The 23,077-nt window shown below is 46.8% G+C and carries 19 protein-coding genes; 9 read left to right on the top strand and 10 right to left on the bottom strand.

The window, feature by feature from the left end; translation table 11 throughout:
- Positions 1–55 precede the first annotated feature (55 nt).
- Positions 56–1,243 (bottom strand): class I SAM-dependent rRNA methyltransferase, encoded by a 1,188-nt coding sequence (locus KNQ07_RS13665; protein ID WP_214767248.1) that lies wholly within the window; start codon positions 1,241–1,243, stop codon positions 56–58.
- Between the two features lie 340 nt (positions 1,244–1,583).
- On the opposite strand from KNQ07_RS13665, the gene KNQ07_RS13660 reads away from it, so the two are divergent.
- Positions 1,584–1,991 (top strand): (deoxy)nucleoside triphosphate pyrophosphohydrolase, encoded by a 408-nt coding sequence (locus KNQ07_RS13660; protein WP_012371815.1) that lies wholly within the window; start codon positions 1,584–1,586, stop codon positions 1,989–1,991.
- Here KNQ07_RS13660 and KNQ07_RS13655 read toward each other — a convergent pair.
- The 5 genes from KNQ07_RS13655 to KNQ07_RS13635 form a co-directional block, all read right to left on the bottom strand.
- On the bottom strand, positions 1,966–5,124 hold the full coding sequence (locus KNQ07_RS13655; RefSeq protein ID WP_214767246.1) for a DUF3427 domain-containing protein: 3,159 nt from the start codon (positions 5,122–5,124) through the stop codon (positions 1,966–1,968). The genes KNQ07_RS13660 and KNQ07_RS13655 overlap by 26 nt on opposite strands.
- 144 nt (positions 5,125–5,268) lie before the next feature.
- Positions 5,269–5,715 carry an OsmC family protein gene (locus tag KNQ07_RS13650; protein ID WP_214767244.1) on the bottom strand — a complete coding sequence of 149 codons (447 nt, stop codon included), beginning with the start codon at positions 5,713–5,715 and terminating at the stop codon, positions 5,269–5,271.
- Positions 5,716–5,820: 105 nt separating this feature from the next.
- Positions 5,821–6,753: an aldo/keto reductase gene (locus KNQ07_RS13645; protein WP_214767242.1), complete on the bottom strand. Its 933-nt coding sequence runs from the start codon at positions 6,751–6,753 to the stop codon at positions 5,821–5,823.
- A gap of 12 nt (positions 6,754–6,765) precedes the next feature.
- The gene (locus KNQ07_RS13640; protein ID WP_251136010.1) at positions 6,766–7,656 is read right to left on the bottom strand and encodes an aldo/keto reductase; all 891 of its coding nucleotides are present in this window, start codon (positions 7,654–7,656) and stop codon (positions 6,766–6,768) included.
- A gap of 94 nt (positions 7,657–7,750) precedes the next feature.
- Positions 7,751–8,236: a cupin domain-containing protein gene (locus KNQ07_RS13635; protein WP_214767240.1), complete on the bottom strand. Its 486-nt coding sequence runs from the start codon at positions 8,234–8,236 to the stop codon at positions 7,751–7,753.
- Positions 8,237–8,380: 144 nt separating this feature from the next.
- Between KNQ07_RS13635 and KNQ07_RS13630 the strand changes: the two genes are divergently transcribed.
- The 3 genes from KNQ07_RS13630 to KNQ07_RS13620 all read left to right on the top strand — a co-directional run bounded on the left by KNQ07_RS13630 (position 8,381) and on the right by KNQ07_RS13620 (position 11,166).
- A complete protein-coding gene (locus KNQ07_RS13630) occupies positions 8,381–8,662 on the top strand; it encodes a putative quinol monooxygenase (RefSeq protein WP_214767238.1) in 282 nt (93 codons plus the stop codon).
- Positions 8,663–8,827: 165 nt separating this feature from the next.
- Positions 8,828–10,234, top strand: a complete 1,407-nt coding sequence (locus tag KNQ07_RS13625; protein ID WP_012371808.1) for a YfcC family protein — start codon at positions 8,828–8,830, stop codon at positions 10,232–10,234.
- A gap of 110 nt (positions 10,235–10,344) precedes the next feature.
- Positions 10,345–11,166, top strand: a complete 822-nt coding sequence (locus tag KNQ07_RS13620) for a DUF1028 domain-containing protein (protein WP_214767236.1) — start codon at positions 10,345–10,347, stop codon at positions 11,164–11,166.
- A gap of 46 nt (positions 11,167–11,212) precedes the next feature.
- On the opposite strand, the gene KNQ07_RS13615 is transcribed toward KNQ07_RS13620, so the two are convergent.
- The gene (locus KNQ07_RS13615; protein WP_214767234.1) at positions 11,213–12,850 is read right to left on the bottom strand and encodes a glycosyl hydrolase family 28-related protein; all 1,638 of its coding nucleotides are present in this window, start codon (positions 12,848–12,850) and stop codon (positions 11,213–11,215) included.
- 146 nt (positions 12,851–12,996) lie between these two features.
- On the opposite strand from KNQ07_RS13615, the gene KNQ07_RS13610 reads away from it, so the two are divergent.
- From KNQ07_RS13610 to KNQ07_RS13595, 4 genes are all read left to right on the top strand, one after another.
- A complete protein-coding gene (locus tag KNQ07_RS13610) occupies positions 12,997–13,758 on the top strand; it encodes a hypothetical protein (RefSeq protein ID WP_214767232.1) in 762 nt (253 codons plus the stop codon).
- Positions 13,759–13,823: 65 nt separating this feature from the next.
- Positions 13,824–14,330: a hypothetical protein gene (locus KNQ07_RS13605; RefSeq protein ID WP_214767230.1), complete on the top strand. Its 507-nt coding sequence runs from the start codon at positions 13,824–13,826 to the stop codon at positions 14,328–14,330.
- A 286-nt stretch (positions 14,331–14,616) separates the two neighbouring features.
- A complete protein-coding gene (locus tag KNQ07_RS13600; protein ID WP_214767228.1) occupies positions 14,617–15,600 on the top strand; it encodes a YhdH/YhfP family quinone oxidoreductase in 984 nt (327 codons plus the stop codon).
- 71 nt (positions 15,601–15,671) lie between these two features.
- Positions 15,672–16,538, top strand: a complete 867-nt coding sequence (locus KNQ07_RS13595; RefSeq protein ID WP_131973519.1) for a hypothetical protein — start codon at positions 15,672–15,674, stop codon at positions 16,536–16,538.
- A 99-nt stretch (positions 16,539–16,637) separates the two neighbouring features.
- Here the strand turns inward: KNQ07_RS13595 and KNQ07_RS13590 are convergent, their stop codons facing one another.
- From KNQ07_RS13590 to KNQ07_RS13580, 3 genes are all read right to left on the bottom strand, one after another.
- On the bottom strand, positions 16,638–18,173 hold the full coding sequence (locus tag KNQ07_RS13590) for a M4 family metallopeptidase (protein WP_114596692.1): 1,536 nt from the start codon (positions 18,171–18,173) through the stop codon (positions 16,638–16,640).
- A gap of 177 nt (positions 18,174–18,350) precedes the next feature.
- Positions 18,351–18,782, bottom strand: coding sequence for a GyrI-like domain-containing protein (locus tag KNQ07_RS13585; protein ID WP_012371800.1), 432 nt, complete (start codon positions 18,780–18,782; stop codon positions 18,351–18,353).
- Positions 18,783–18,803: 21 nt separating this feature from the next.
- Positions 18,804–20,297: an HD domain-containing phosphohydrolase gene (locus KNQ07_RS13580; protein WP_214767226.1), complete on the bottom strand. Its 1,494-nt coding sequence runs from the start codon at positions 20,295–20,297 to the stop codon at positions 18,804–18,806.
- Positions 20,298–20,579: 282 nt separating this feature from the next.
- Between KNQ07_RS13580 and KNQ07_RS13575 the strand changes: the two genes are divergently transcribed.
- Complete coding sequence (locus KNQ07_RS13575) at positions 20,580–22,964, top strand: immune inhibitor A domain-containing protein (protein ID WP_214767224.1); 2,385 nt, start codon at positions 20,580–20,582, stop codon at positions 22,962–22,964.
- Positions 22,965–23,077 lie beyond the last annotated feature (113 nt).

The raw sequence follows: 23,077 nt of genomic DNA, 5'->3' as shown, positions 1-23,077 counted from the left end.
TCCCAAAAAAATTCTGCTGATGGTTTTTTCATCAGCAGAATCATGAATCATATGCTTATTTACGACGGACTAAGACGGATTTTGAAGCTGTTTCTTTTAAAGAAGTATGTTCCGGGAAGTCTTCTAAAGGAGTACTTTCCCAAATGATTTCATACGTTTGACGTAGCTTTTTAAATGCTTGATCGACCATCTTCATGAAGCGGGCTTGGTCGAATAAGGGACAGTCTGTCGTAATCAGCAATAAACCGCCGCGATGTGTCATGTGGATCGTTTGTTGAATCAAAGCAGGTAAATCGACTTCCGCCCGGAAATGACGGGCTTGTGTTTTGACGAATGTCGGCGGATGCACGATGACGAAATCAAAGCGTGTTTTCTTATCGGCTTGATCGATATAGTCAAACGCGTCCTGTACAAGAATCGTCTGTGTCGTTGCATCCAGCTGATGCAATTCAAGTTGTTCGATCGTTTTGTTGCGGCTCCGTGTCGAGAAATCGACGCTTGTTGTTTCGGTTGCACCACCAAGTAAGGCAGCCGCTGTTAACGTACCGGTATCCGAAAACAGATTCAGGACACATCGATCTGCAGCATGTTCTTTGACGACGGAACGGAGTTCACGCTGCTGAATATCAAGACCGGTGCGCATGCCGGCATCGAGATGATACAGCAGAGGGATTCCGTTTTCCTGCAAGACTTCCGGGAAATCACCGCGTTCACCGGCTAAGAAATCGTCGCCTTTGACGGGTTGTCCATCAATCTGGAAAGCCCGTTTTTCGTAAATACTCTTAAAATGAATAAGGGATTCAAGGGCAGACATGATATCAGATTTAAAAGAATAGATCCCTTCGTTTTCAAAGGTAATCAGATAATGGTGATCAAAACAATCGATTGTCAGGCCGCCGATTCCGTCTCCTGAACCGTTAAAGACCCGGAACGTATCAATCAAATCACTCTCAAAAAAATCATTTCGACGATCGAGGGCAACCTCGATTTTTTCTTTGAAGAAGGTTTCGTCGATGTCTTGCAGTTCATCAGTCGTCAGTAACCAACCGATCCCTTTTTCCTGCTTGCCAAAATAACCCGTTGCAAGGTATTCTTTATCTTCTGTTGTCAACCGGAGCAAGGCACCGGCTTCTTTAAGATGGTTGGTCTTTTGGAACAGTTCTTTAGACAGAAGCGGTTGTCCGTCTTTGATTTGTTCGATGGCTGTCGCTTTGACGACAACCGGATAGATTTCACGTGGCACACGATTTCCTCATTTCTAGTTGTGGATAAGTAGTAAAAGTATAGCATATTGAAAGTTATCCACATGTGGATAATTTGAATAAAAAATGATTGAGGCAAATAGCTGTTGGTGTGGATAACTTTTGTAAAAAAAGAGTCACCTCTTTTCCATGCGCTTTCCTCAGGCGAGACATAAGCCAGAATGCTCAATTCCATGGAATCGAGCATCGGGTCTTATTTGTCTCTGACAGCGCAGATTCCTGCGCTTTTTCCTGTAGGAGTCGTATGAAAGAAGTGATCCTTTTTCATGAGTCGTAGTTTAGGATAAACATAAATGATTGACTAAAGAGAGGATGAACAGCATGTCAAAAAAGACAATTTCCGTTGTAGGTGCAGTAGTGAATAATTCAAAAAACGAAATTCTGTGTGCTCTTCGCAGTCCTGTCATGTCATTACCGAACTTATGGGAGTTTCCGGGCGGGAAAATCGAACCGGGTGAACGTCCGGAAGAGTCTCTCCGCCGCGAAATTCTGGAAGAGTTAAATTGTACGATTCAAGTAGGTAATCACATCGAAACGACGCGGTATGAATACGACAAAGTAATTGTTGAGTTATCGACTTTTCAATCGACGGTTGTATCAGGTGAACCTCAAGCACTGGAACATGCCGAATTACGATGGGTACCCGTCAAACAGTTGGATTCTTTAGACTGGGCTCCGGCAGACATTCCGGCTGTTAAAAAAATCATGAAAGCTTTTTCCACGAAATAAATTCTTCGCTTGTTAAAGGTTCTTTTAAAATCCACTCCACATTAATCGGTTTTGATCCGTGACTGCTTTTGTGAATCAGTTCACCGAAGTATGTAAAGGGCAGGGAGCGACCTTGTTCCTTGTCAGCTTTTCGAATAAAGAGATGAATTTTGATTCCGCGTGCTTCATGTTGGCGGTAAAGTTCACCAGATTTCCCGGTTGCTGTAGCGATACTTTGCGATTGCCAGTGGAAATGGTCTTTATCGATAAAGTAGTCTTGGTAATTTAATTGATCTTCAATCGATTCATTTTTGTGTAAGTTGACGAATAATACATAATCATTCCCGGCTTGAGCGACTCCTTCGCGCCAGGATCCTTCCTGGCTTGGAGATTGTAATAATCGTTGGATGACAGCCCGGCTGTACGTCATTCTCGAAATAAACGATTGAGAACCGGTCAACCAGTTTTCTCCTCCAGAAAGTTGCTCAAAGGAGTGAAGCCCAGCGTGCATCAGCTCCTGCAAATAGTCGACTAGTGTTGGCGACGAAGCTAAAATACGTGTCACTTCTTCCGAGAATGTGTATTCACCGGCAACAGATTCAACAAGCAATACAATCCGGTCATGTGTTAAAGACGTAGACCAGCGATTAAATAGATGCTGAATCAAAGATAAACGATGTGCCAAGACCTCTGGTGAAACGGCAAAGCGAGTGGCAGTCGCTTGAATGACATCATCAGCTGAAATCGTTTGTTGATTGAGAAGTAATTGAATCATCAATAAGCTGAAAGGTTCGCGAATCGGGAACCAACTTTCGATATGTTGGAGCACACGTCGTGTATCCGGATTAAGCAACAGAGCCAGTTCTTCATCAGTCGCCACTTTCTCCAGCTGTTTTAACCGCAGGACACTTTTCCACTGTTGAATAATCGTTTCGATTGCGGGGGCGTCCGGATGCGTCACCAAATCGTTTAAGGATGGAGTGTCGCCAATCATAGTTATCAGACGCTGGTAGCTTTCACGTAACTGTTTACTGGCCGAAAACTCGATTTTTTTCATTTGTTCAATGATAAAGGACTCTGTCACACGATCCAAAATTGCCAAGGAACCTTCAGGCAAAATCGGGAAATGGTTTTGAACCGCGTTTGCGACATGATAACGGTCAATCGAATGGAAAGATTGTTGGCCGGATAACACAAGCGGTGCCACAAAAGCGCGTTGGCTGTTGCCGATAAAGTCTAAAATGGTGACGTACTCTTTTGATTCATGTTTCCGTAGACCGCGACCGAGTTGCTGGATAAAAATCGTCGGCGATTCCGTAGGACGTAAAAACAGCATGACGTTGATTTTAGGGATATCGACACCTTCATTGAAAAGATCAACGGTAAAGATAAACGATAGCGGATCCCGGTCATCTTCCAGCCGTTGAATGGCGTATTCCCGTTCTGCTTCCGTTTGTTTACTTGTGATAGCCAGTGACTCGATCTGGTGCTTGTTAAACTCAGCAGCCATGTATTCGGCATGATCAATATTGACACAAAAGCCGAGACCGACTTGATTTGCGCCGCTGTGACCAAACTTAGTCATCATCTCAAGAATATACTCTGTTCGAGATGAACGTTCGAGTGCTTCCACTAAATCTTTTTCAATGTATAAACCGTTTTTTTGTGGAATGGCTTCATAATCAATCGCTTCATCATCTTGAATACCAAAGTAATGGAACGGTGTTAATAAGTCTTGGGCCAGAGCATCATATAATCGAATTTCATACGCGATATTGTGGTCCACTAACTTAAAGATGTTGAGACCGTCCATTCGTTCCGGCGTTGCCGTAATTCCGAGTAAAAATTGCGGTGTAAAGTAGTTGAGAATTTTTTGATACGATTCTGAAGCGGCATGATGGAACTCATCAATGATAATGTAATCAAATGTGTTTGGATCGAACTGCTCCAGATGAATTTCTTTTGAAAACGTTTGGATTGTCGCAAAGATAAATTGTTTATCAAGATCTTTTTGATTTGCTTGATAACGACCAAAAGTAGCATCGCCATCTGTGAAAATCTTTTTGAATGTTTCTTCAGCTTGAGATAACAGTTTTCCACGATGGGCAACGAATAGAACACGTTTGGCATCAAACTGTTTCACATCAAAGGCAGCCAAATAAGTTTTTCCTGTTCCCGTTGCTGCAATGACCATGGCTTTTGTTTGTTGCTTTAACCGTAAACGGTGTAATTGTTCCAAAGCCGGAAGCTGCATCTCATTTGGCTGAATTACTTCGTATTCAACAGGAGGCTCTGCAACGCGGTCATTGACGATAAACTGTTTGATTTTCGGAGCGTCTAAATGGTGTTGTTCATATTGATCTAAAATTGCTGAGGTGCAGGGAATGGCTTCGTTACTGTTCCAGAGATTATTAAACAGAGTTTGTGCTTGAGAAACTAAAGACGTGAGAGGAGAATGGGGAATTCGAACATTCCACTCGAGTCCGTTGGTTAAAGCAGACTTTGATAAATTGGATGAACCGATAATCGCACTATGTAAATTAGTTTCCCGCGTAAATAAATAAGCTTTTGGATGGAAAGCCTGATTTTTTTTGATCGGTTCGTAAATTTTAATCTCGATATTTTTAAACTGCATCAGGGTACGTAATGCCTTGGCTTCTGTAATGTTCATATAAAATGAAGTTAAAATACGAATCGGTTTATTGATTCGTTCCGCTTCTTGAAATGAAGGGACGAGTGCTTGGATTCCGGAATGGCGTGTAAAGCTGACCATCCAGTCGGCGGATTGGGCTGTTGATAATTCATCGATCAAGTGATGCAACAGTTTTTCCTGATTTTCCTGTCCCGGTGCAATTAAATCCCATGCTCTTAATGATTTTTCATAATATACAGATGTCGTAGTAGAAGATGTTAATTCACGATGCAAGGGCGCAACCAAAAGCGGCTCATCTAATGCAGAGAGCCAACGGTTTGTGGTTTCAATCATTTCCCCGGTCAGTTGATTGCGTTGAAGTTCAACAATCGATTTATAGAAGAGCTCATTTAAGTGTGTCAGTAATTCGGCGGTATAATCTGCCGGCTGAATCGGAGAGCTTTTTTCAAAAGGATGAGATTCAGTGTTTTGACTGCGTAATTTTTCTTGAAACGATGACATCTGATGACCTCCAGTAAATTCCAAACTAAGTTCAGTATACGAAGGAACTGAAAATTGTGCAGCAAGAATCTAATCAAAAATAAAAGACCTCATTTCAATAAAGAAATGAAGTCGTGCTGTATCAGCATACATCGAAAAGAATCCTCAGGCTTCCAACTCCACGACCGCCTCTAACGAAACCTTCACATTACCGGCCAGTGCCCGCGTAATCATACACGATCCTTCTGCTTTTTCAGCCAGCCGGCGTGCTTTTGTCAGGTTCGCTTCGGTGGTCTCTGCCGGCAGAATCAGTGTCGGGCGGTGAATGATCGCATCATACGTAAAGACCCCGTTCGTGACGTCGACGATTCCTTCCGATTCCATCGTCAGGGATACTTTCGGAATGTCATTCCGTTCCAGCATCGCAGCAAGTGTGATGATGTAACAGGTTGCTGCCGCGCCAAGTAACATTTCGTCCGGGTTGGTACCGACCCCGGGACCGTCCATGGCGTCCGGAATGGAAATCTTCGTTTTTAATTCACCGGTCTCGATTTGACCGACGTCATTGCGGTTGCCCGGCCAATCTGCTGTCAGGTGAAAATGATGTTTCATAGTAATCGCCTCCTGTTTCTTCATCATACGAGCCATTCTTCAATTTTTCGCTTAATCTGCTCAAAGCAACACCACGCCAAGTCGAACTGGCGTGGTGTTGTGGTGTCAGCTGAAGATGTGATCGATTTGACGAATCTCGTCTTCCGTCAGTTCGACATCAAGTGTCCGGATGGTATCCGTGACCTGTTCGGCCCGTTTCGCACCCGGGATGATGGCGTCGATGCCGTCCTGTGCCAAGTACCAGGCAAGGACGATATGTGCGACTTCGGCATCTTTTGCTTCTGCAATCGGACGCAACAAGTCGACTTTTGCCAGGTTATCTTTAAAGACATCCTCCTGGAAGAGCGGATCATTTTTCCGAAGGTCATCAAATTTCGTTTCGGCATCATATTTTCCGGCAAGCAGACCGGCAGCAAGCGGGAAGTACGGTACGAATGAAATGCCATGTTCGCGGATATACGGTAAAATCTCTTTTTCAGCGTCACGTTTAAATAGATTGTACTCGCCTTGATAGACGTCGACATGACCGTCCTTATTGGCTTCTTTTAATTGCTCGAGCGAGAAGTTTGAGACACCGATTGCCCGGATTTTCCCTTCTGCTTTCAGCTCAGCAAGCGCCGCGACGGCTTCATCTTTTGGTGTATCTTCATCCGGGAAGTGAATGTAATACAAATCGATGTAATCTGTCCGCAGACGTTTCAGACTGTCTTCGACCGCTTGTTTCAAAAATTCGGGTGAGTTGTTCATGACAACTTTTCCGTCAACCAGTTGGTGGGCTCCTTTTGTCGCGAGAATGACTTCTTCACGTTCCACGGTTTCGCTCCACACTTCGCCGACCAATTCTTCCGAACGTTCCGGACCATAAATATAAGCCGTGTCGAGGAAGTTAATGCCGTTCATCAAAGCGACACGGACGAGATCACGACCGGCTTGCTCATCGAGGTTCGGGTACAGGTTGTGTCCACCAACCGCATTCGTTCCGAGACCGATTGGATTGACCGTTAAATTGGATTTTCCAAGTTTGACTGATTTGTTCATGACTGTTCCTCCTTAGACGATATCAAGTGGTTCTTTTTTAGTGGGTGCCGGGAATGCTTCATCGAGCGCTGCATATTCTTCGTCCGTTAACTCAACTAGCGCTGCTTTTCCGTTTTCTTCGACATGCTTAGCCTGTCCGGCTTTCGGGATCGCGATGACATCGCCGCTGCGAATCGCCCAGGCCAGTAGAATTTGTGCCGGTTTGACACCGTGTTCTTCTGCAAGACGTTCGACGGTCGGATGATCCAGCAGTTGTTCCCGTAAATCGCCGCCTTCCGCGAGCGGGCAGTACGCCATGACAGGAATTCCGTGTTGTTTTAACAGCGGCATCAATTCGTATTCGATGCCACGTGAACCGAGGTGATACAGTACCTGGTTGACGGCACACTGATCGCCGTTACGAAGTGACAACAGTTCCTTCATATCAGAGACGTCGAAGTTTGAGACTCCCCAGCGGCGGATTTTACCTTCTGCCTTTAACTGCTCGAGCCCGTCGACCGTCTCCTGAAGCGGAATGCTGCCGCGCCAGTGCAAGAGGTAGAGATCAAGGTAATCCGTTCCGAGATTTTTGAGCGACTGTTCACATGCAGCCCGTAATTTTTCGCCGCCGGCATTATGCGGGTAGACTTTCGAGACGAGAAACACATCGTCACGTCGTTCTTTCAGTACCTCGCGAATCAGTTGTTCGGAAGCTCCTTCCCCGTACATTTCCGCTGTATCGATCAATTCCATCCCACTGTCGAGTCCGACATGCAACGCTTCGATTTCAGCTTGGCGTTTACTTTGATCTTCTCCCATTCGCCATGTTCCTTGACCAAGTGCCCGGACATGTGTCTGATCCGGAAGCGTGACGGTCTTTTGTTTCAGTGCCGCCAGTATGACGGTCCGTTCTGTCTCATTCATCTCAATTCCTCCTTTAAAAAGCACAATAGTAGGGTTTACCACTGATGTAACAGAAAAAAACGTCTGCTTTCCGATTAAAGGAAAGCAGACGCCATTACCAGTGCTCGAGTAACGGTCCATGTTGGCCATAAACAGGATCTGTCTCGGGACGTTCAACCTGGGCAATCCGCTTCAGGTTATCCGGTCGTTCACACGGATCACCGGTTAAGGTATCGTAGTCCTGTCCCTTAGGATAGGCACCAACGACTTGAAACTTCCGGCTTGTGTGTAAAGCCCTGTGGCCCGTACCGGCAGGAAGGATAACGACATCGCCGGCCGTCAACGTAAAGGTTTTTCCGAGCGGTCCGCCTAATTGAATGCTCGCATGTCCCTCGAGAATACCGATGACTTCATGGGCGACACTGTGATAATGGTGAAAATCAAAAATCCCGTCCACCCAGCTGTTCTGCCAGTTGTGGGTATGAAACGTCTCTTCAATAGAAGAAGGATCGTCAAAAACATGTCGATAAATAAGTACAGGTAAATTAGGGTTGTTGGGGATTTCGCCGTCATCCTCAAAATAAAAAGTCTCGACGTTCATAAAATGAACTCCTCTCTGACGTAAAAATGATACATTTTTTTACCCGAAATATAACTTCCTTAATCGTCCGAGCATCTTAATGGAGAATGGGAAAGGAAGGTGCTACGATACTTGAGTTAATGAAATTTTAGAGGAGGCTTTCCAATGATCGCCATTGAAGCAAAATTAGAAGTACAACCAGCAAAACGTCAAGAGTTTTTAGAAGCTACTAAAACGTTGATCAAAGGATCACGCTTGGAAGCGGGCAATATCAGCTATGACCTGTTCCAAAGCACGGAAGATGAAAATGTCTTCATGATGATTGAAAAATGGGAAGATCAGGCAGCAATCGAATCCCATAACACGAGCGCACATTTCGGGCAGTTCGTGGCATTTGCACAAACAGCGCTTGCGAAACCGCTTGATGTTCAATCATTTAACGCGTAAATTACATCCGAAAAACCTGACTGCGGTCGGGTTTTTTTGTTTTTCTCATTGATTTAATATATTACAAAAAAATTAAATGACGAAATAGACTGTTATTTTTTCCAAAAATAGGGCATTATCTTTGAAGAGACTTAAAAAATTAAAGGTATGTCAGGAGGCAAATGGATGAATGAACGAAAACCACAGGCAGATGCTTCGGAGCGCTCCTTCTTCAAGATGCCTCACACGTACGCGATTATCATGGGAATTTTACTGATTGCAGTCATCTTGACGTATACATTACCGGCCGGTCAGTTTGATCGCGAAAAGCAGGACGGACAAACGGTCGTCATTGATGGGACGTATCGTGCAGTTGAATCTGCACCCGTCAATTTCTTCGGTTTGTTTGAAGCCATTCCAAAAGGGATGGAGGCAGGTGCCGCCATTATCTTTTACATCTTTTTGGTCGGTGGTGTGTTTGGAATCATCCGGCAAACGGGCGCGATTGAATCCGGCATCAATCAATTGATTAATCGGTTCGGTCAAAAAGGGCATATCATGATCCCGATGACGATGTTCGTCTTTTCCGTTGCCGGTGCGACAATTGGAATGGCGGAAGAAACCATTATCTTCGTCCCAATCGGCATCATGTTGGCACGTGCCCTTGGTTATGACGCGATGACGGGAGCGGCGATCGTCAGTCTCGGTGCCGCCGTCGGATTTGCTGGAGGTATGCTGAATCCGTTTACGGTTGGAGTCGCGCAGTCGATTGCGGAAGTTCCGTTGTTCAGCGGACTCGGTTACCGGACGGCGGTCTATCTTGTCTTTTTAGTCGTGACGATTCTTTACGTCATGAACTATGCGCAGAAAGTCAAAAAAAATCCGGAACAGAGTCTTGTGCATGACCTTGAGAAACATCGGAAACAAGAAACAACAGCAACTTTTTCTCAATTCTCGAAAAAACATCTGTTTGTTTTGGTTGTGCTTGTTGGCGGAATCACGCTAAACGTCATCGGCATCTTTGAGTGGGGCTGGTATTTGACGGAACTGACGGCTTCGTTCCTGATTATCGGCTTGCTCGCAGGAATCGTGACGATGGGTGTCAACCGGACATTCGAAAGTTTAATCGACGGAGCCAAGGCCGTTACGTTTGGTGCCTTGATCGTTGGTTTTGCCCGGGCAATCGTCGTCATTTTAGAAGATGGTCGGGTCATCGATACCGTGATTTACGGTTTGTCGAATGCCGTCGGTCAGTTACCGACGTCCCTTGCCGTCATCGGGATGTACGTCGTCCAATTGATTACGAACTTCTTTATCCCGTCCGGAAGCGGTCAAGCAGCAACGACGATGCCAATCATGGCGCCGCTTGCCGACTTGCTCGGAATTGAGCGGCAAGTCGCAGTTCTCGCTTTTCAGTACGGTGACGGTTTGACGAATATGATCTTCCCGACGAGTGCGCACTTGATGGCGTTCCTGGCGATTGCCGGTATTCCGTACGAAAAATGGTTACGATTCGTCTGGAAACTGTTTGCAATCTGGATTGTCCTGGCATGTGGTGCATTACTGCTTGCAGTCGTCCTCGGAATTCAATAAGTACGTTTCAAACCTTTCGTTCGAAATGAACGGAAGGTTTTTCACATGCAGGAAACGGGAATTCCTACGACGAACGGATACGTATGACAATCAAGGGGGATTTTAGACAGATGACATATTCAATCGTTGGGTATTGTGAAAAAGAACAGGCTTGGGGTGTAGCGGTTCAATCTAAATTTTTAGCAGTCGGCAGTGCCGTACCGTTTGCGAAAGCCGGTGTTGGCGCAATTGCGACACAATCGTTTGCGAATACAGCCTATGGACCGGAAGGGTTGCGAATGATTGAAGAAGGTAAGTCGGCGGACGAAGTCTTAAAACGCTTGACGGAAGCGGATGAAGGACGGGCCGATCGCCAAGTCGGAATCGTGGATGCATCGGGTAAGAGCGCGACGTTCACAGGTGACGGATGCAACGACTGGGCCGGCGGCATCGCTGGAAAACACTTTGCGGCACAAGGGAATATTCTCGTCGACGGCAATACGGTCAAGGAAATGGCGCGTGTGTTTGAGACGACAGAAGGACCACTGGCAGAACGGTTGCTTCGGGCACTTGCGGCCGGTCAGGCAGCAGGCGGAGATTCACGGGGCATGCAGTCTGCAGCATTGTTAGTCGTCAAAGAAGGCGGCGGTTACGGTGGTTTTAATGACCGGTACATTGATTTGCGTGTCGATGATCATGCGAGTCCGATTCAGGAACTGGAGCGGATTTATCAGTTGCATACACTCTATTTACAACCAAGTAAGCCGGAAGAAATTAAACCGATTGATGATGCGCTCGAATCGGAGTTGATGGATAAGCTGCTTGAACTCGGATACCGCGGTTCGTTTGCAGAAGCGTTCCGGACGTATCTGCATACGGAAAACTTCGAGATGCGGGAACAGACGGATCGGTCGATTGATACGCGGGTCCTCGCCTATTTACGGGCACAATGAAATAAGGCTGTTTCGACACGAGTCGAAGCAGCCTTATTTTCGTGAATCAACTTAATGTAGCGTGTGTCCGGACCGGTACTTTGTAGCCGGTCGCAATAAACCGTTCCAGTTCCGGCTCAGACTTGGCGTTCAGACCGACTGTTCCATCGCCCTTAATGGCGACATTTGTCAACCGGACGTGTTCGATGTTCGGACCAATCGTGATGCCGTGTTTGGCTGAATCTTCAATCCGGACATCAATCAGCCGGACGTCTTCTGCCCGGTTGTCTCCGCCGAAGACCTGGATATCCGTTTTCGCCTGACGGAAGCCGCTCATCTTGACCTGACTCAATGTGACGTTTCGGGCTTTGTATTGAATCCCGATCATCGGCTGTTCCTGATAATCATAATACGGATCACCGAGGACCGTGAAATCGTGAATGACGACATTTCGATAGGCAGAGACGATAAGAGCACGCGGCTTCGAGTTTTGATACAGGGGCGTATACAGCGGTGTCTGGGCAATCAGCCGGGTCGCAATGATGTTGTATGCCGTTTGGGACGTCGGATCCGTTGCTTGATGATGACCGATATGACGGAAGTTAAATGACCGGTGATCATCGACAGACAGATGCCCGACGATTTTAACGGTCGATGCGGCAGATGACGTCGCGTGCGCCTTGATTTCAAGACCGCCGAAGCAGCGGGTCGTCGCATTGTTAAATAACCAGACATCCCGGGAACCGTCATCGATCTCAATCCCGTTTGAGTTCGAGAAGCCGGCCGCATGGGCGCGTCCGCTCGGATCATGCATGAAACAGTTCGAGATGAACAGATGGTCACTGTGATGGGTCGTAATCCCGTCATCACCAAATCCGGATCCGGTCAGACCGTCGAACCAGATGAACGAACTGCTGAGATTGGCCCGTGCCCCGTCACCGTTATAGTTGTAGTACGGAGTTGAAATATCAAAGCAGTGTAATCCCGGATTGACCGCATCGACGTCAAAGACCCACCCGTACGTCACGTGCGCATAGGTCAAGCAACTCGAATGATTGCCCCACGTGCTACTTTTTTTGGCGTCACCGATCCGCTCGATGTTCCAATCCAGTGTCATCCGTTCAACGAGCAGATGATGATTGCCGAGTAAGTAATTTTGATTCGTAATCAACCGGCGTCCTTTCGGTGCCGCGTCATGCAGTTTTAAAATTGTCTGTCCTTTTCCGTCCCCGGTCAAAATCGTGTAACTCGGCAGGCGGATGCCGCGGACCAGATACGTGCCGGCCGGAACGTGGACTTGCCGGTGCCCGTCCGCGAGTGCTTCCTTAAAAGCGAGCGTATCGTCGGTCACGCCGTCACCGACCGCCCCATAGTCTTTGACATCGACTTTTTCGACGTTACTGATCAATTGCTCGAATTCATACGTCAGCCGTCCGAACCAGCTGGGCCGGACTTCATCTTGTTCACTGACGAACGCTTTCGTCAACGGAAGGATGTGTTTATCCCGATCCGTCAAAAAGAGCGGTGAAATCAAGGACCGGAGATACCGGCTCGGGTGAGGTGTACGGCGCGGCGCGACGAATGAGCTGTCTTTCATCAGTTGCTCCGCCCGGAAGACGGCCTCTTGATTTGATTTCGTTTCGGTATATTCTGCAATCAGTTGTCCGTTTTGATATGGATCATGTGTATGATCTAAGTTCAACATACTTGAAACCCCTCTCTAAAAATCACTTCTTTCCTTTTCCCGTCCCACTCCGGATTCAAGCTCTTTTCTTTAAAAAACAAAAAATTCCGATAATTAGGGTCAGACTCGTATATAATGGATAAAAATGACATTAACGAGGTGAGGACGTGCGCTTTCGAAGTCGATTGCTTATTTTGATAGGTGTGGTCATTTTAGGACTTGGCATCATAAAACCATTGGCTGAGGCAGGATACGGTGCTTTACAAAACGTCGAAGTGTTTCCGGGTGGTGGTCAGCAGCCGAGTTGTGTAAGCAACTGTGAATCTGAACCGTTGACGTTTTGGTGGTCGTACTTGTTTAAGAAAAAAGAATTACCGCCTGGACAAATTAAATATGGATATGAGACGGATGAACCAGGAGAAGGCGGTGGAAAACCAGAAAAAGAAAAATTCATTTCTCTTGGCTTTCACTCATTCGCAAAAGGCGAGGGTGAAGAAGGTGAAAAGGGCTTTCCGTATTTGCTGGTCGCAACCGGTCTTGCCGGGGTGATCTTACTGTTTCTGATCGGACGCCGTTTCCGGAAACGGAAGAAATGGAACTCTGCGGAAGAGGGAATAAGCCCCCGTTCGGTTCGAATCAAAAAACGCCTGGAAGAAACGAATCCAGCAGACGAACTGCCACCATTACCGGTTGAACAGGTCCGGCAACAGGTCGTCCTGTTCAACCGTCATCTCCCGCAAAAACTGAAACGCCGGGAAACGGAGTCGTTCCGGGAATGGTTTGCCCGGATCGGTTTTCAGCCGTCGCCTGAATTGCAACAGCTGTACGAGACGGTCCGCTATGATCCGAATCGATCGTCTGAGATGACAAAAACGGTACTGACCGACATTGAGCAAGACTTTTCCGCCTATCTCGGACAATTGAAGTGAAACTTTTCTGACCGGTAAGGCGTACTGGTTAGAAGAACGGTATCAAGAAATGGGGGACTGAAGAGATGTACTTAGCAGATGCTGTGAAACTAAAAAGTATCTTACGGAAGCAACTCGAACAGCTGGTCGAGGAAGTGGACCGGATTGCGTTTGTTGATCTTGAAAAAGGTGAGGCTTTGCCGACCGCTCAGGAACGCACGCTGCCGGATGTCGAGTCAGCGATGGATGAAGTCCGACGGGATATGCGGACACTCGATCGGTTAGTGTACGCAGCGAATTTGTCGACCATGATCGAGACGACGGAAGGTGAAATGCCTCTCGTCGAAGCGATTGAATTGGCAACGCAACTTCGGGCAAAGGCAACCCAGTTCCAAGAACTTGCGGCCCGTCCGAAACGTGAATTCCAATACGGATTTGAAGGAACGACGGTCATTCGGCATGCCCTGTACGATCCGGATGCATACCGGATCAAAGCACAGGAAGTTGAACGGGCAGCGCACCGGATTTCCAATGCGATCAACGCCGCCAATTACCGGACGGAAATTGATTTTGACGGTACACGTTATATGTAAGCCTTGATCAGGTGAGACTCCTGATCAAGGACGGCGCTTCTGACACAAACCTCTTCCAATCGGGAATCTCGACGGCCACGGCACACCAATGACCCATGACCGATGACATGTTTACCTGTCACCCGTGACTACCTGCGGAAAACCAGTTTCTTTTCGTCAGACGCCAAAAACCGTGAATGCTTCGGCATTCGCGGTTTTTTTCATGGGAATCGGACAAGAACAGGTATGCCGGGGACAGTGTTCGGGTATAGCTTACTGGAAGTGATTCATGGAAGGGGACTTGGATATGAAAGATACATTTAAAGCATTTGTTGTTCGGGAACAGGATGGGGAATTTACAGGAACACTGGAAACGAAGCACATTGCCGACTTGCCCGAAGGAGATGTCTTGATCCACGTCGACTATTCCTGCATCAATTATAAGGATGCACTGTCGGTTACGGGCAACCGGGGAGTGACAAAAGAATATCCGCATATACCGGGAGTGGATGCAGCAGGACATGTCGTCACGTCAACTGATCCGCGGTTTCAAGAAGGGGAAGCGGTTGTCGTCAATGGATTTGATTTCGGGATGAATACGTCCGGTGGTTTTCAAGAATACATACGTGTTCCGGGGGACTGGATCACACCATTGCCGGACGGATTCACGACCTTTGAAGCAATGGCTTACGGTACAGCAGGATTAACGGCTGCTCAATCCGTCGACGAACTTTTGCAACGGGTCAAGCCGGAGGACGGACCGGTTCTCGTGACCGGTGCGACCGGGGGTGTCGGCAGCATTGCCGTTGCGCTTCTGCTGAAACTGGGATTCGTCGTCCATGCCGTCACCGGCAAAGAAGCGGAAGTCGATCGGTTGAAACAGGAAGGCGTGACAGAAGTCTTATCCCGGCAATCGTTTTTGGATGAGACGGCCCGTCCGTTGAAAAAAGGTATATATGCCGGCATCATCGATACGGTCGGAGGACCGTTGCTTGCCTCCGTCATTCGCTCTGTTCAATACGGTGGACTGGTTACGACATGCGGGAATGTCGGAGGCGCCGAGATGACGTTGACGGTGTATCCGTTTATCTTACGGGGGGTTCGGTTGATCGGGATTGATGCTGTTCAACTTCCGATTGCTGAACGGGTGCGTCTGTGGCATCAACTGGCGAATGACTGGAAACTGCCGATTCGGGAGTGGGTCGATACAAAAAGCCTGAGTGAGATTTCAAACGTCGTCGCGTCACTTCTTGACGGAACCCATCAAGGCAGAACTGTCATCGAAATTTAACCACTGCCGGCACAGCATTCGGTGGTATAGTGATTAAAAAAGTGTCTAGGTCAATTCAGGAGGAACAATAGATGAGTCAAAATGAACAACAGAAAGAACAAGAACGGTTATCCCGGAAAGAACGCCGGAAGCAAAAGCGGAATCGCCGGAGCGTTGCGTTGGGCGGTATTTTGGCGACTGTCCTGATTGTCGGCGGATGGGGTTATATGGTGTCGACGAATGATGCCAGCCAAGCGACGTCGACCGTCGAGTCACCGAAAACGACCGGAGGCGAACAAGAGAAAGAAGCGAAAGATACGAAAAAATCAGCGTCGGCTGAGCAAAAGAAAAAAGAGAAGAAAGCCAAGAAAAAGACGGATAAACCAGAAATCAGCCAAGCTGCATGGGTCACGCGTCCTTTTGCGGATGTCTATCAGGATGCCAATCGGAGTAGCGTTATCTATAAAGCTGATTTAGGGGATGTCTATGAAATTTTAGATGCGGAGAACGGGATGGTTCACTTGAAATTGAGTGATGCTGTCGAAGGTTATATTCCGGAAACAGATGTCCGGATGGATGTTCCGTCGTCCGTCAAAGACAAGACATTGCTTGAGACATTATCACAAGTCGTTGCCAATCAACCAATCGAGAAGCCGGAACAATACCTCGGGCAGCCGCTCGAAAAATTCGAAGCGAAGTACGGTAAGCTCGGGAATACGCAAAAAGATGCCGTCAACACGTATCACTTCTCAAATGCGGGTTATCTGCTTGTCGTATCCGACGGAATCGTCGAAGCGATCGACTGGACGAATGCATCAGCCTCCGGTCTGTCGGCTTTAGGGGAACCTGTCGTTGAAACGAGTTACGGTACATGGTACCAGGGTGAGAAATTACAATTGAAAGCTTTCCCGGACAATGGATCAACGCGACTTCGTCTCGCGCGTGACCCAGGGAAATAAACCGGAACGGTCTGTCTTTGACAGATCGTTTTTTTTTCGTAAAAAAAACCTCCCGAGTCATGGACTCAGGAGGTCGAAAATCCTTGGGAGGAAGTTTTCTTAGTAGACGCCGACAGCATCAAATGATTTCGCTGCTGCTGTTGCTTCTGCACTTGTTGAACCGTAAAGGTCTTTCGCTGATTGAACGACTGCTGCACGGAGCGAGCTGAAGTTCGAGTTCGGAGTCAAGTAAACGTTGAGGGCACGGTAGTAGATTGCGCCGAGTTTCGGTACGCCGACACCAGTGACTGTGACACCAGTGTGTGTTCCACCGTTACCGAGAAGGTAAGCGGCTTTGTTGACGATACCAGAGTTCGTGTGGACACCACCGTTATCCTGTGTACCTGTGTAGCGTTTTGAGTAGTGGTCCGGATCGCCGTAAGCAGCCGGGTTAGACATCGAACGGAGTGCGTCGCCGCTGACACCAGGTGTATAGATGTCTTCTCCTACAAGCCAATCGAAGTTCGATCCGACTGAGTATTCAGCAACTGTTCCCATGATATCGGAAACCGCTTCGTTGATGGCACCCGACTCATTTTGATAGACGAGTCCAGCTGTGTATTCTGTGACGGCATGCGTCAATTCGTGGGCAACAACGTCAAGTGCGCCAGAGAGGTATGTGAATGTTGAACCGTCTCCATCACCATAGACCATCTTCGTTCCATCCCAGAACGCATTGTTGTAGCTCGTTGAATAGTGGACTGAAGAGTTAAGTGCAGCACCTGCGTTGTCATAACTGTTGCGGCCGTAAGTGTTTTTGTAGAAATCATACGTTTTTACTGCATTAACTTGCGCGCTGACAGCGGCACGGTCGTATGTTGTATTGAATTGGTTATCAAGATCCGCCCAAAGCGAACCTGGAAGCGTGTTACGGTTTTTTGCATCGTACGTGTAGATCCCTTTACCGCGTGTCGAATCTTGTAAGTAGTAGTAAGAACCGCTCTTCACTGTGTTGAAAGTGGCAGTAGTTCCGAGAACCGTAGTACCTGTACCGACAGAAGTCGTTCCGGTAACTGTGTTGACCGGTTTTGCGTGAGCGAGTTGGTCGTATTTATTAAGAACTTTACCTGAATTCGCATCGATGAAGTAAGTCCAGCGTGACGGCTCTTTGCCGGCGAGGACAGTTGATGTGACTTTGTAAGCATAGACCGCGTCGTCTTTGACTGGATAGATGACGAGTTCTGCTTTAGGAGCCACTTCGAATTCTGTTGCTTTGATGGCTTTTTGATAAAGTTTAAGTGCTTTTTTCTCAGAGAGTGATGCTTTTTTAGCGAGACCAGGTTTCCCTTTGACGTTGATTGCATCATTTACGACTGCTTTCAAAGTACCGTCTTTCGCAACGTTACCGACGACGACACTACCGAAGACCGGGACGCCATCCACTTCTTGTTGGAGACGTACGATGTTAGATGATCCATCTTTTTGGACATCTTGGACAGAGAAATCACCTTTTTTGTTGACGTACTCTTTAACGATTGATGCAGCTGGTTCTGATGATGCTTTCGTCAGTTTACCGGCTTGAAGACCTTCTGCTCCGACGACTGTAGGAACGACAAGTACACTTGCGACAAGCGATGTAGCGAGAAACTTTTTCAAAATAAATCGCCTCCTTGTTTGGGTTGAGTCTAACTATGCCAAAGAAAGGATGAAACGAGAATAAGCCGTTCGCATTAATTAGAATTTTCTGAATATAGTACTTAATACCCGGACTGAATAGTTAAGTGACAGAAAAAAATAAGGAATGACAGAAAAAAACCGCTCAAGAGAGCGGTTTTAAAGGATACGTTGATAGAGATGATGTGTATTGTCACGTGTCTCGTCAATTTTAAAATTCAGCGGATCCAGTGTAATACCTTGCTTCTGTGCAAAGCGCTGCATCTTCTCGAACGATTTCCAAATCTCAATGTCAGGCCCTTCATGTTTCCAAAAAATATAACGGGCAGGAGGAATGTGATGTCCTTTCATCCCTTTAGGAATATGCTCAAGCGATTCTACCGGAAGACCGATACACTGCATATGTTTTGTCCCGCGTTGTCCAAGTGACAAATCAAGTGGATAACTTCCCGGTTCAGCGGGAATTTCATGCGAGCGTCGTGAAAATTCACGCCACAGTTCCGGCATGAGTGTATGCAATTCATTTTCTTCGCATGTCAAACCAAGTCCGACAACATACAATTCGTGACGATCGACAATTTTAGGGTGCATAAGAAACTCCTTTCATGAAAATCAAGAGGCAGTGATGACAGGAGGTCTCTTCAAATCAAGAAACAGTTGTGTAAAGGAAGCATCCCATTGTGTCCCGCTACCTTCTTCCAAAATGGCGAGTGCTTTTGCAACGGGCATTCCTTTCCGGTAAGGTCGATCGGATGTCATCGCGTCATAGGCATCAGCAATCGCCATGATCCGTCCGAAGACAGGAATCGATTCTCCCGCCAAACCTTCTGGATAACCTTTCCCATCGTAACGCTCGTGATGGTACTTTACCCCAGGAAGAATCGGTTGTAACTTCTCCGGGAGATGAACTTGCGATAAAATATGCACGCCGATGACGGGGTGTTGTTTGATTTTATCGAATTCCTCACCAGTTAAGCGTCCTTCCTTCAAGAGAACATCATCCCGGATTCCGATTTTTCCAATGTCGTGTAAAAGAGCAGATTTACGCAACAGCTCGACTTGATCGTCGGCCAAGCCGGCGGCCCGGGCAATCTCAACCGAATATTCCGCAACACGTAAGGAATGTCCGGCGGTATAAGGATCCCGGGCATCCAGTGTCGCAGCAAACAAGGTAAACAAACTATCGAGTAACTGCTCATTTTCCTGATCACGTCCTTGGATACCTTCGACCATCAGGTTAAAGCCGCCAACCAATTGAGAGAATTCATCGGAAAAAGGATTGTTGATCGTATTCAGCTGACCCGACTCAATCTGGGCAACTCCTTCTTGCAAAGCCAAAATCGGTTTTTGGATATTTTCATATAGAAGCAAACTGCAAAATGTCGCAAGACAAAGGATGACGATTAAGATTAAGGTCGACCAACTCCAGTAGGAGCGCAGGCTCTCGTTCTCTGTCAGCTGGACGGCAGAAGCGAGAACGAACAATAAAATCGGGAAGACACCAATGATCAGTGTACTGATTAACATTTTTTGCCGGAGGCTGATGAAGTCCTTTTTGGTCAGGATAAGCTCACCATGACCATATTGTTGCGATTGAACCGTTAATTCTGCCAACATGGATTCCGTGACACGATACGTTAAGAAAAATTCGATCAAAGCATGCAAGATGGCAACGAGAATGGCACCGAAGCAAGCAAGACCGATCAGATAATACGGCATTTCGAGCCATTGGAAATGAATGGCGAGTGCCGTTAAGGAAGAAGAAGGAATCGATAATCCCAGGAAATGAGGTCCGAGTATCCGTTTGATGGTCAGTAACGGAAAACGGTGAGTCGTCCGAAAAGCAGCAGTAAGTTGTGCTTGGCTTGGAGTCGATGTCTGGAAGAACTGATAGAGCGGACGCATATGTTTTCGATAGATCGTATATTCGAAGCTGAACATTAAAACAACAGAGAGAAACATGATTGTCAGCAAAGTTACACGTTCTCGTGCATCGAATGTCAACGTTTCGAAAATAAATAGACAGCCGACGCCGAAAACAGCGACAAAGGATCCAATCAAGTAATTTTTCAAAAGTTGTCGTTCGAATTTTTGGAGATGTGTCATGAGTTGCCTCCTTTTTGAATTAAGTCATGTATGTAGCGTATCGCGATACGTAACCGACAATCTGTTCTCTTTTAAAAAATGAGGGGAACGATTGATGAACGGTTTATTATTAATATCGGTCAATTTCCGTAAAAATGAACTAAATTCCAAAAATAGGTATAGTTACAAAGTACTAATTGTTCTAAAAGTAATTGATTAAGCAACTAAAACAATATATGATTTGAATATTCAGAAAAGTTATCTCAGTCATGCTTTTCACTACTACATAGGGGGTCAGTTCACGTGGGAAAAAAGAAACAGCTTAGCTTAGCCGTCTTATCCGGAATCACGGCAGCCGCATTTGCCGTTGGTCCAGTTTTACCTGGTGGGAAGGTAAAATCTGTTGAAGCTGCTGAAAAAGCAGTAGCCGGTGCACCGATGGATTTAAACACGGTTGATCAGGAACGTCTATTGAAAGTGCTTGAAAAACGTGGGGTCGTCTCAAAAGCAGCATCTGCAGCAGAAAAACAAAAAGCCGTTCAAAAGTATCTTGATAAAAAAGCAAACGGGAAACCGGAAGCCGATCATGATCATGAGACGGAAAAAGAAGCGAAATTTGATCAAAAAACAAAGGATTTCTTGACGAAACAGAAAGATCAACTGGCGAAACAACTCGCTAAAAATCACAATAACTACAAAAAAGGTAAAAAAGATGGGTTTGTCAAAGTCGATAAAGCCAAACAAGCAGCTTACAATGGTGCTACCCGCACAGACAAAGTACTCGTCTTACTTGTCGAATACAGCGACTTCAAGCATAACAACGTCGTTCAAGAACCGGGATACATGTATTCGAACGACTTTAACCAAAAACATTATCAAGACCTGATGTTCGGGGATAAAGAATTCGAGCTGTTCAACGGCGATAAGGTCAAGACGTTCAAACAATATTACGAAGAACAATCCGGCGGCAGCTACTCAGTCGACGGGAAAGTATCGAACTGGTTAACAGTACCGGGGACGGCAAAAGATTATGGTTCAGACAATCCGAAAGGCGGCAATGATAACCTTCCGGGGGCAAAAGGACCACGCGGTCTCGTTAAAGATTCGTTGAATGCAGCTGTAAAATCCGGCATTAACCTGGCAGAGTATGATCAATTTGATCAGTACGATTTAGACGGTGACGGCAACCAGAATGAGCCGGACGGTCTCGTCGATCACTTGATGATTCTTCATGCCGGAACAGGACAAGAAGCAGGCGGCGGTACACTCGGCGACGACGCAATCTGGTCGCACCGTTGGACACTTGATGGAGTTTATCCTGTTGCGAATACAACTTCAAATTCTACAAACTGGGGCGGCAAGATGGCAGCCTTCGATTATACGGTTCAACCGGAAGACGGTGCAGTCGGCGTCTTCGCTCACGAATTCGGACACGATCTTGGACTTCCGGATGAGTATGATACACAGTATACAGGTCAAGGTGAGCCGGTTGCTTCATGGTCGATCATGAGTGGCGGTAGCTGGAACGGTAGAATTGCCGGAGCAGAACCGACAAGCTTCTCACCACAAAATAAAGAGTTCTTCCAGAACGTCATGGGCGGGAACTGGGCGAACATCCAGAACGTTGATTTCGATTCACTTTCAAAAGCGGGAACGGCTTCATACCTCGATCAAAGTGTCACGAAATCAAAAAATCCTGGAATCATCAAAGTGAACTTACCGAAAAAGCCGGTTAAAGGAATCGCTCCAGCTTTCGGTAAAAAGTATTACTACAGCACAAAAGGGAATGATCTCCACACGTCAATGACGTCACCGGAGTTTGATTTGACGGCTGCGACATCTGCGAAGTTTGACTACAAAGCATACTTCGATGTCGAATTCGATTATGACTTCTTGAAAGTCACAGCAACAGCTGGCGGCGTATCAAAAGTAATCGATGTCATCGGTGACGAGGATACGGACGGCGATCAACGCGCTGAATCTTCAAAAGGTGCATGGGTCGACAAATCATATGACCTCAGCGAATTTGCCGGTAAAAAGGTTACATTAACGTTCGACTACACAGGGGATGCCGGTCTTGCCCTCGATGGTTTTGCGCTTGATAACGCAAAACTGACAGTCGACGGAAAAGTCGTCTTTGAAGACGATGCAGAAGGTACTCCGAAATTTAAATTGGACGGTTTCGTGGCTTCGGATGGTTTCAGCTATGCGGACAACGCATACTACCTCGAATGGCGGAACTATGCAGGCTCAGATAAAGCACTTGAGCATGCACGTGGCGTGAAATACAACACGGGTCTCGTCGTTTGGTATGCCGATAGCAGCTTCACAGACAACTGGGTTGGCGTTCACCCGGGTGAAGGATTCCTCGGTGTCGTCGATTCGCATCCAAAAGCAATCGTTGGAACACTCAAAGGACAACCAGTCGTCACAGGAAGCACACGTTACCAAATCGCGGATGCGGCTTTCAGCTTCGACAAAGCACCAGCATGGCTCATCGATTCGCCATCACGTGGTCTTTACGATTACAAAGGACTTGCGGGCGTAACGAAGTTTGATGATTCTAAATCGTATATCGATCAATTGATTCCGGATGCAGGAAAACTGCTCCCGAACAACGGTCTTAAAGTACAAGTCATCGGTGAAGCGAAAGATAACTCTGCTGGAGCAGTCTGGATCCAGCGTTAAGAAAAAGGAGCAGGTTCGGAGCAATGATATGCTCCCCAAAAAGTAGACAGTTGAAATAACAAAAACTGTCTACTTTGAAGGGAGCTTTTTCTATGGCTACATCTAGATTTTCG

The sequence above is a fragment of the Exiguobacterium sp. s145 genome, assembly GCF_018618835.1.
GTDB lineage: Bacteria > Bacillota > Bacilli > Exiguobacteriales > Exiguobacteriaceae > Exiguobacterium_A > Exiguobacterium_A artemiae.
Note: the sequence above shows the minus strand (reverse complement) of the source record. Positions and strands in the feature narration are given on the sequence as shown.

Excerpts from the sequence above, each read along its gene's own strand:
- KNQ07_RS13585 (WP_012371800.1), bottom strand. The coding sequence starts at position 18,782 with ATGCACCCTAAAATTGTCGATCGTCACGAATTGTATGTTGTCGGACTT.
- KNQ07_RS13630 (WP_214767238.1), top strand. The coding sequence starts at position 8,381 with ATGATCGCCATTGAAGCAAAATTAGAAGTACAACCAGCAAAACGTCAA.
- KNQ07_RS13615 (WP_214767234.1), bottom strand. The coding sequence starts at position 12,850 with ATGTTGAACTTAGATCATACACATGATCCATATCAAAACGGACAACTG.
- KNQ07_RS13625 (WP_012371808.1), top strand. The coding sequence starts at position 8,828 with ATGAATGAACGAAAACCACAGGCAGATGCTTCGGAGCGCTCCTTCTTC.
- KNQ07_RS13580 (WP_214767226.1), bottom strand. The coding sequence starts at position 20,297 with ATGACACATCTCCAAAAATTCGAACGACAACTTTTGAAAAATTACTTG.
- KNQ07_RS13595 (WP_131973519.1), top strand. The coding sequence starts at position 15,672 with ATGAGTCAAAATGAACAACAGAAAGAACAAGAACGGTTATCCCGGAAA.
- KNQ07_RS13620 (WP_214767236.1), top strand. The coding sequence starts at position 10,345 with ATGACATATTCAATCGTTGGGTATTGTGAAAAAGAACAGGCTTGGGGT.
- KNQ07_RS13655 (WP_214767246.1), bottom strand. The coding sequence starts at position 5,124 with ATGTCATCGTTTCAAGAAAAATTACGCAGTCAAAACACTGAATCTCAT.
- KNQ07_RS13645 (WP_214767242.1), bottom strand. The coding sequence starts at position 6,753 with ATGAACAAATCAGTCAAACTTGGAAAATCCAATTTAACGGTCAATCCA.
- KNQ07_RS13660 (WP_012371815.1), top strand. The coding sequence starts at position 1,584 with ATGTCAAAAAAGACAATTTCCGTTGTAGGTGCAGTAGTGAATAATTCA.
- KNQ07_RS13605 (WP_214767230.1), top strand. The coding sequence starts at position 13,824 with ATGTACTTAGCAGATGCTGTGAAACTAAAAAGTATCTTACGGAAGCAA.
- KNQ07_RS13635 (WP_214767240.1), bottom strand. The coding sequence starts at position 8,236 with ATGAACGTCGAGACTTTTTATTTTGAGGATGACGGCGAAATCCCCAAC.
- KNQ07_RS13600 (WP_214767228.1), top strand. The coding sequence starts at position 14,617 with ATGAAAGATACATTTAAAGCATTTGTTGTTCGGGAACAGGATGGGGAA.
- KNQ07_RS13640 (WP_251136010.1), bottom strand. The coding sequence starts at position 7,656 with ATGAATGAGACAGAACGGACCGTCATACTGGCGGCACTGAAACAAAAG.
- KNQ07_RS13650 (WP_214767244.1), bottom strand. The coding sequence starts at position 5,715 with ATGAAACATCATTTTCACCTGACAGCAGATTGGCCGGGCAACCGCAAT.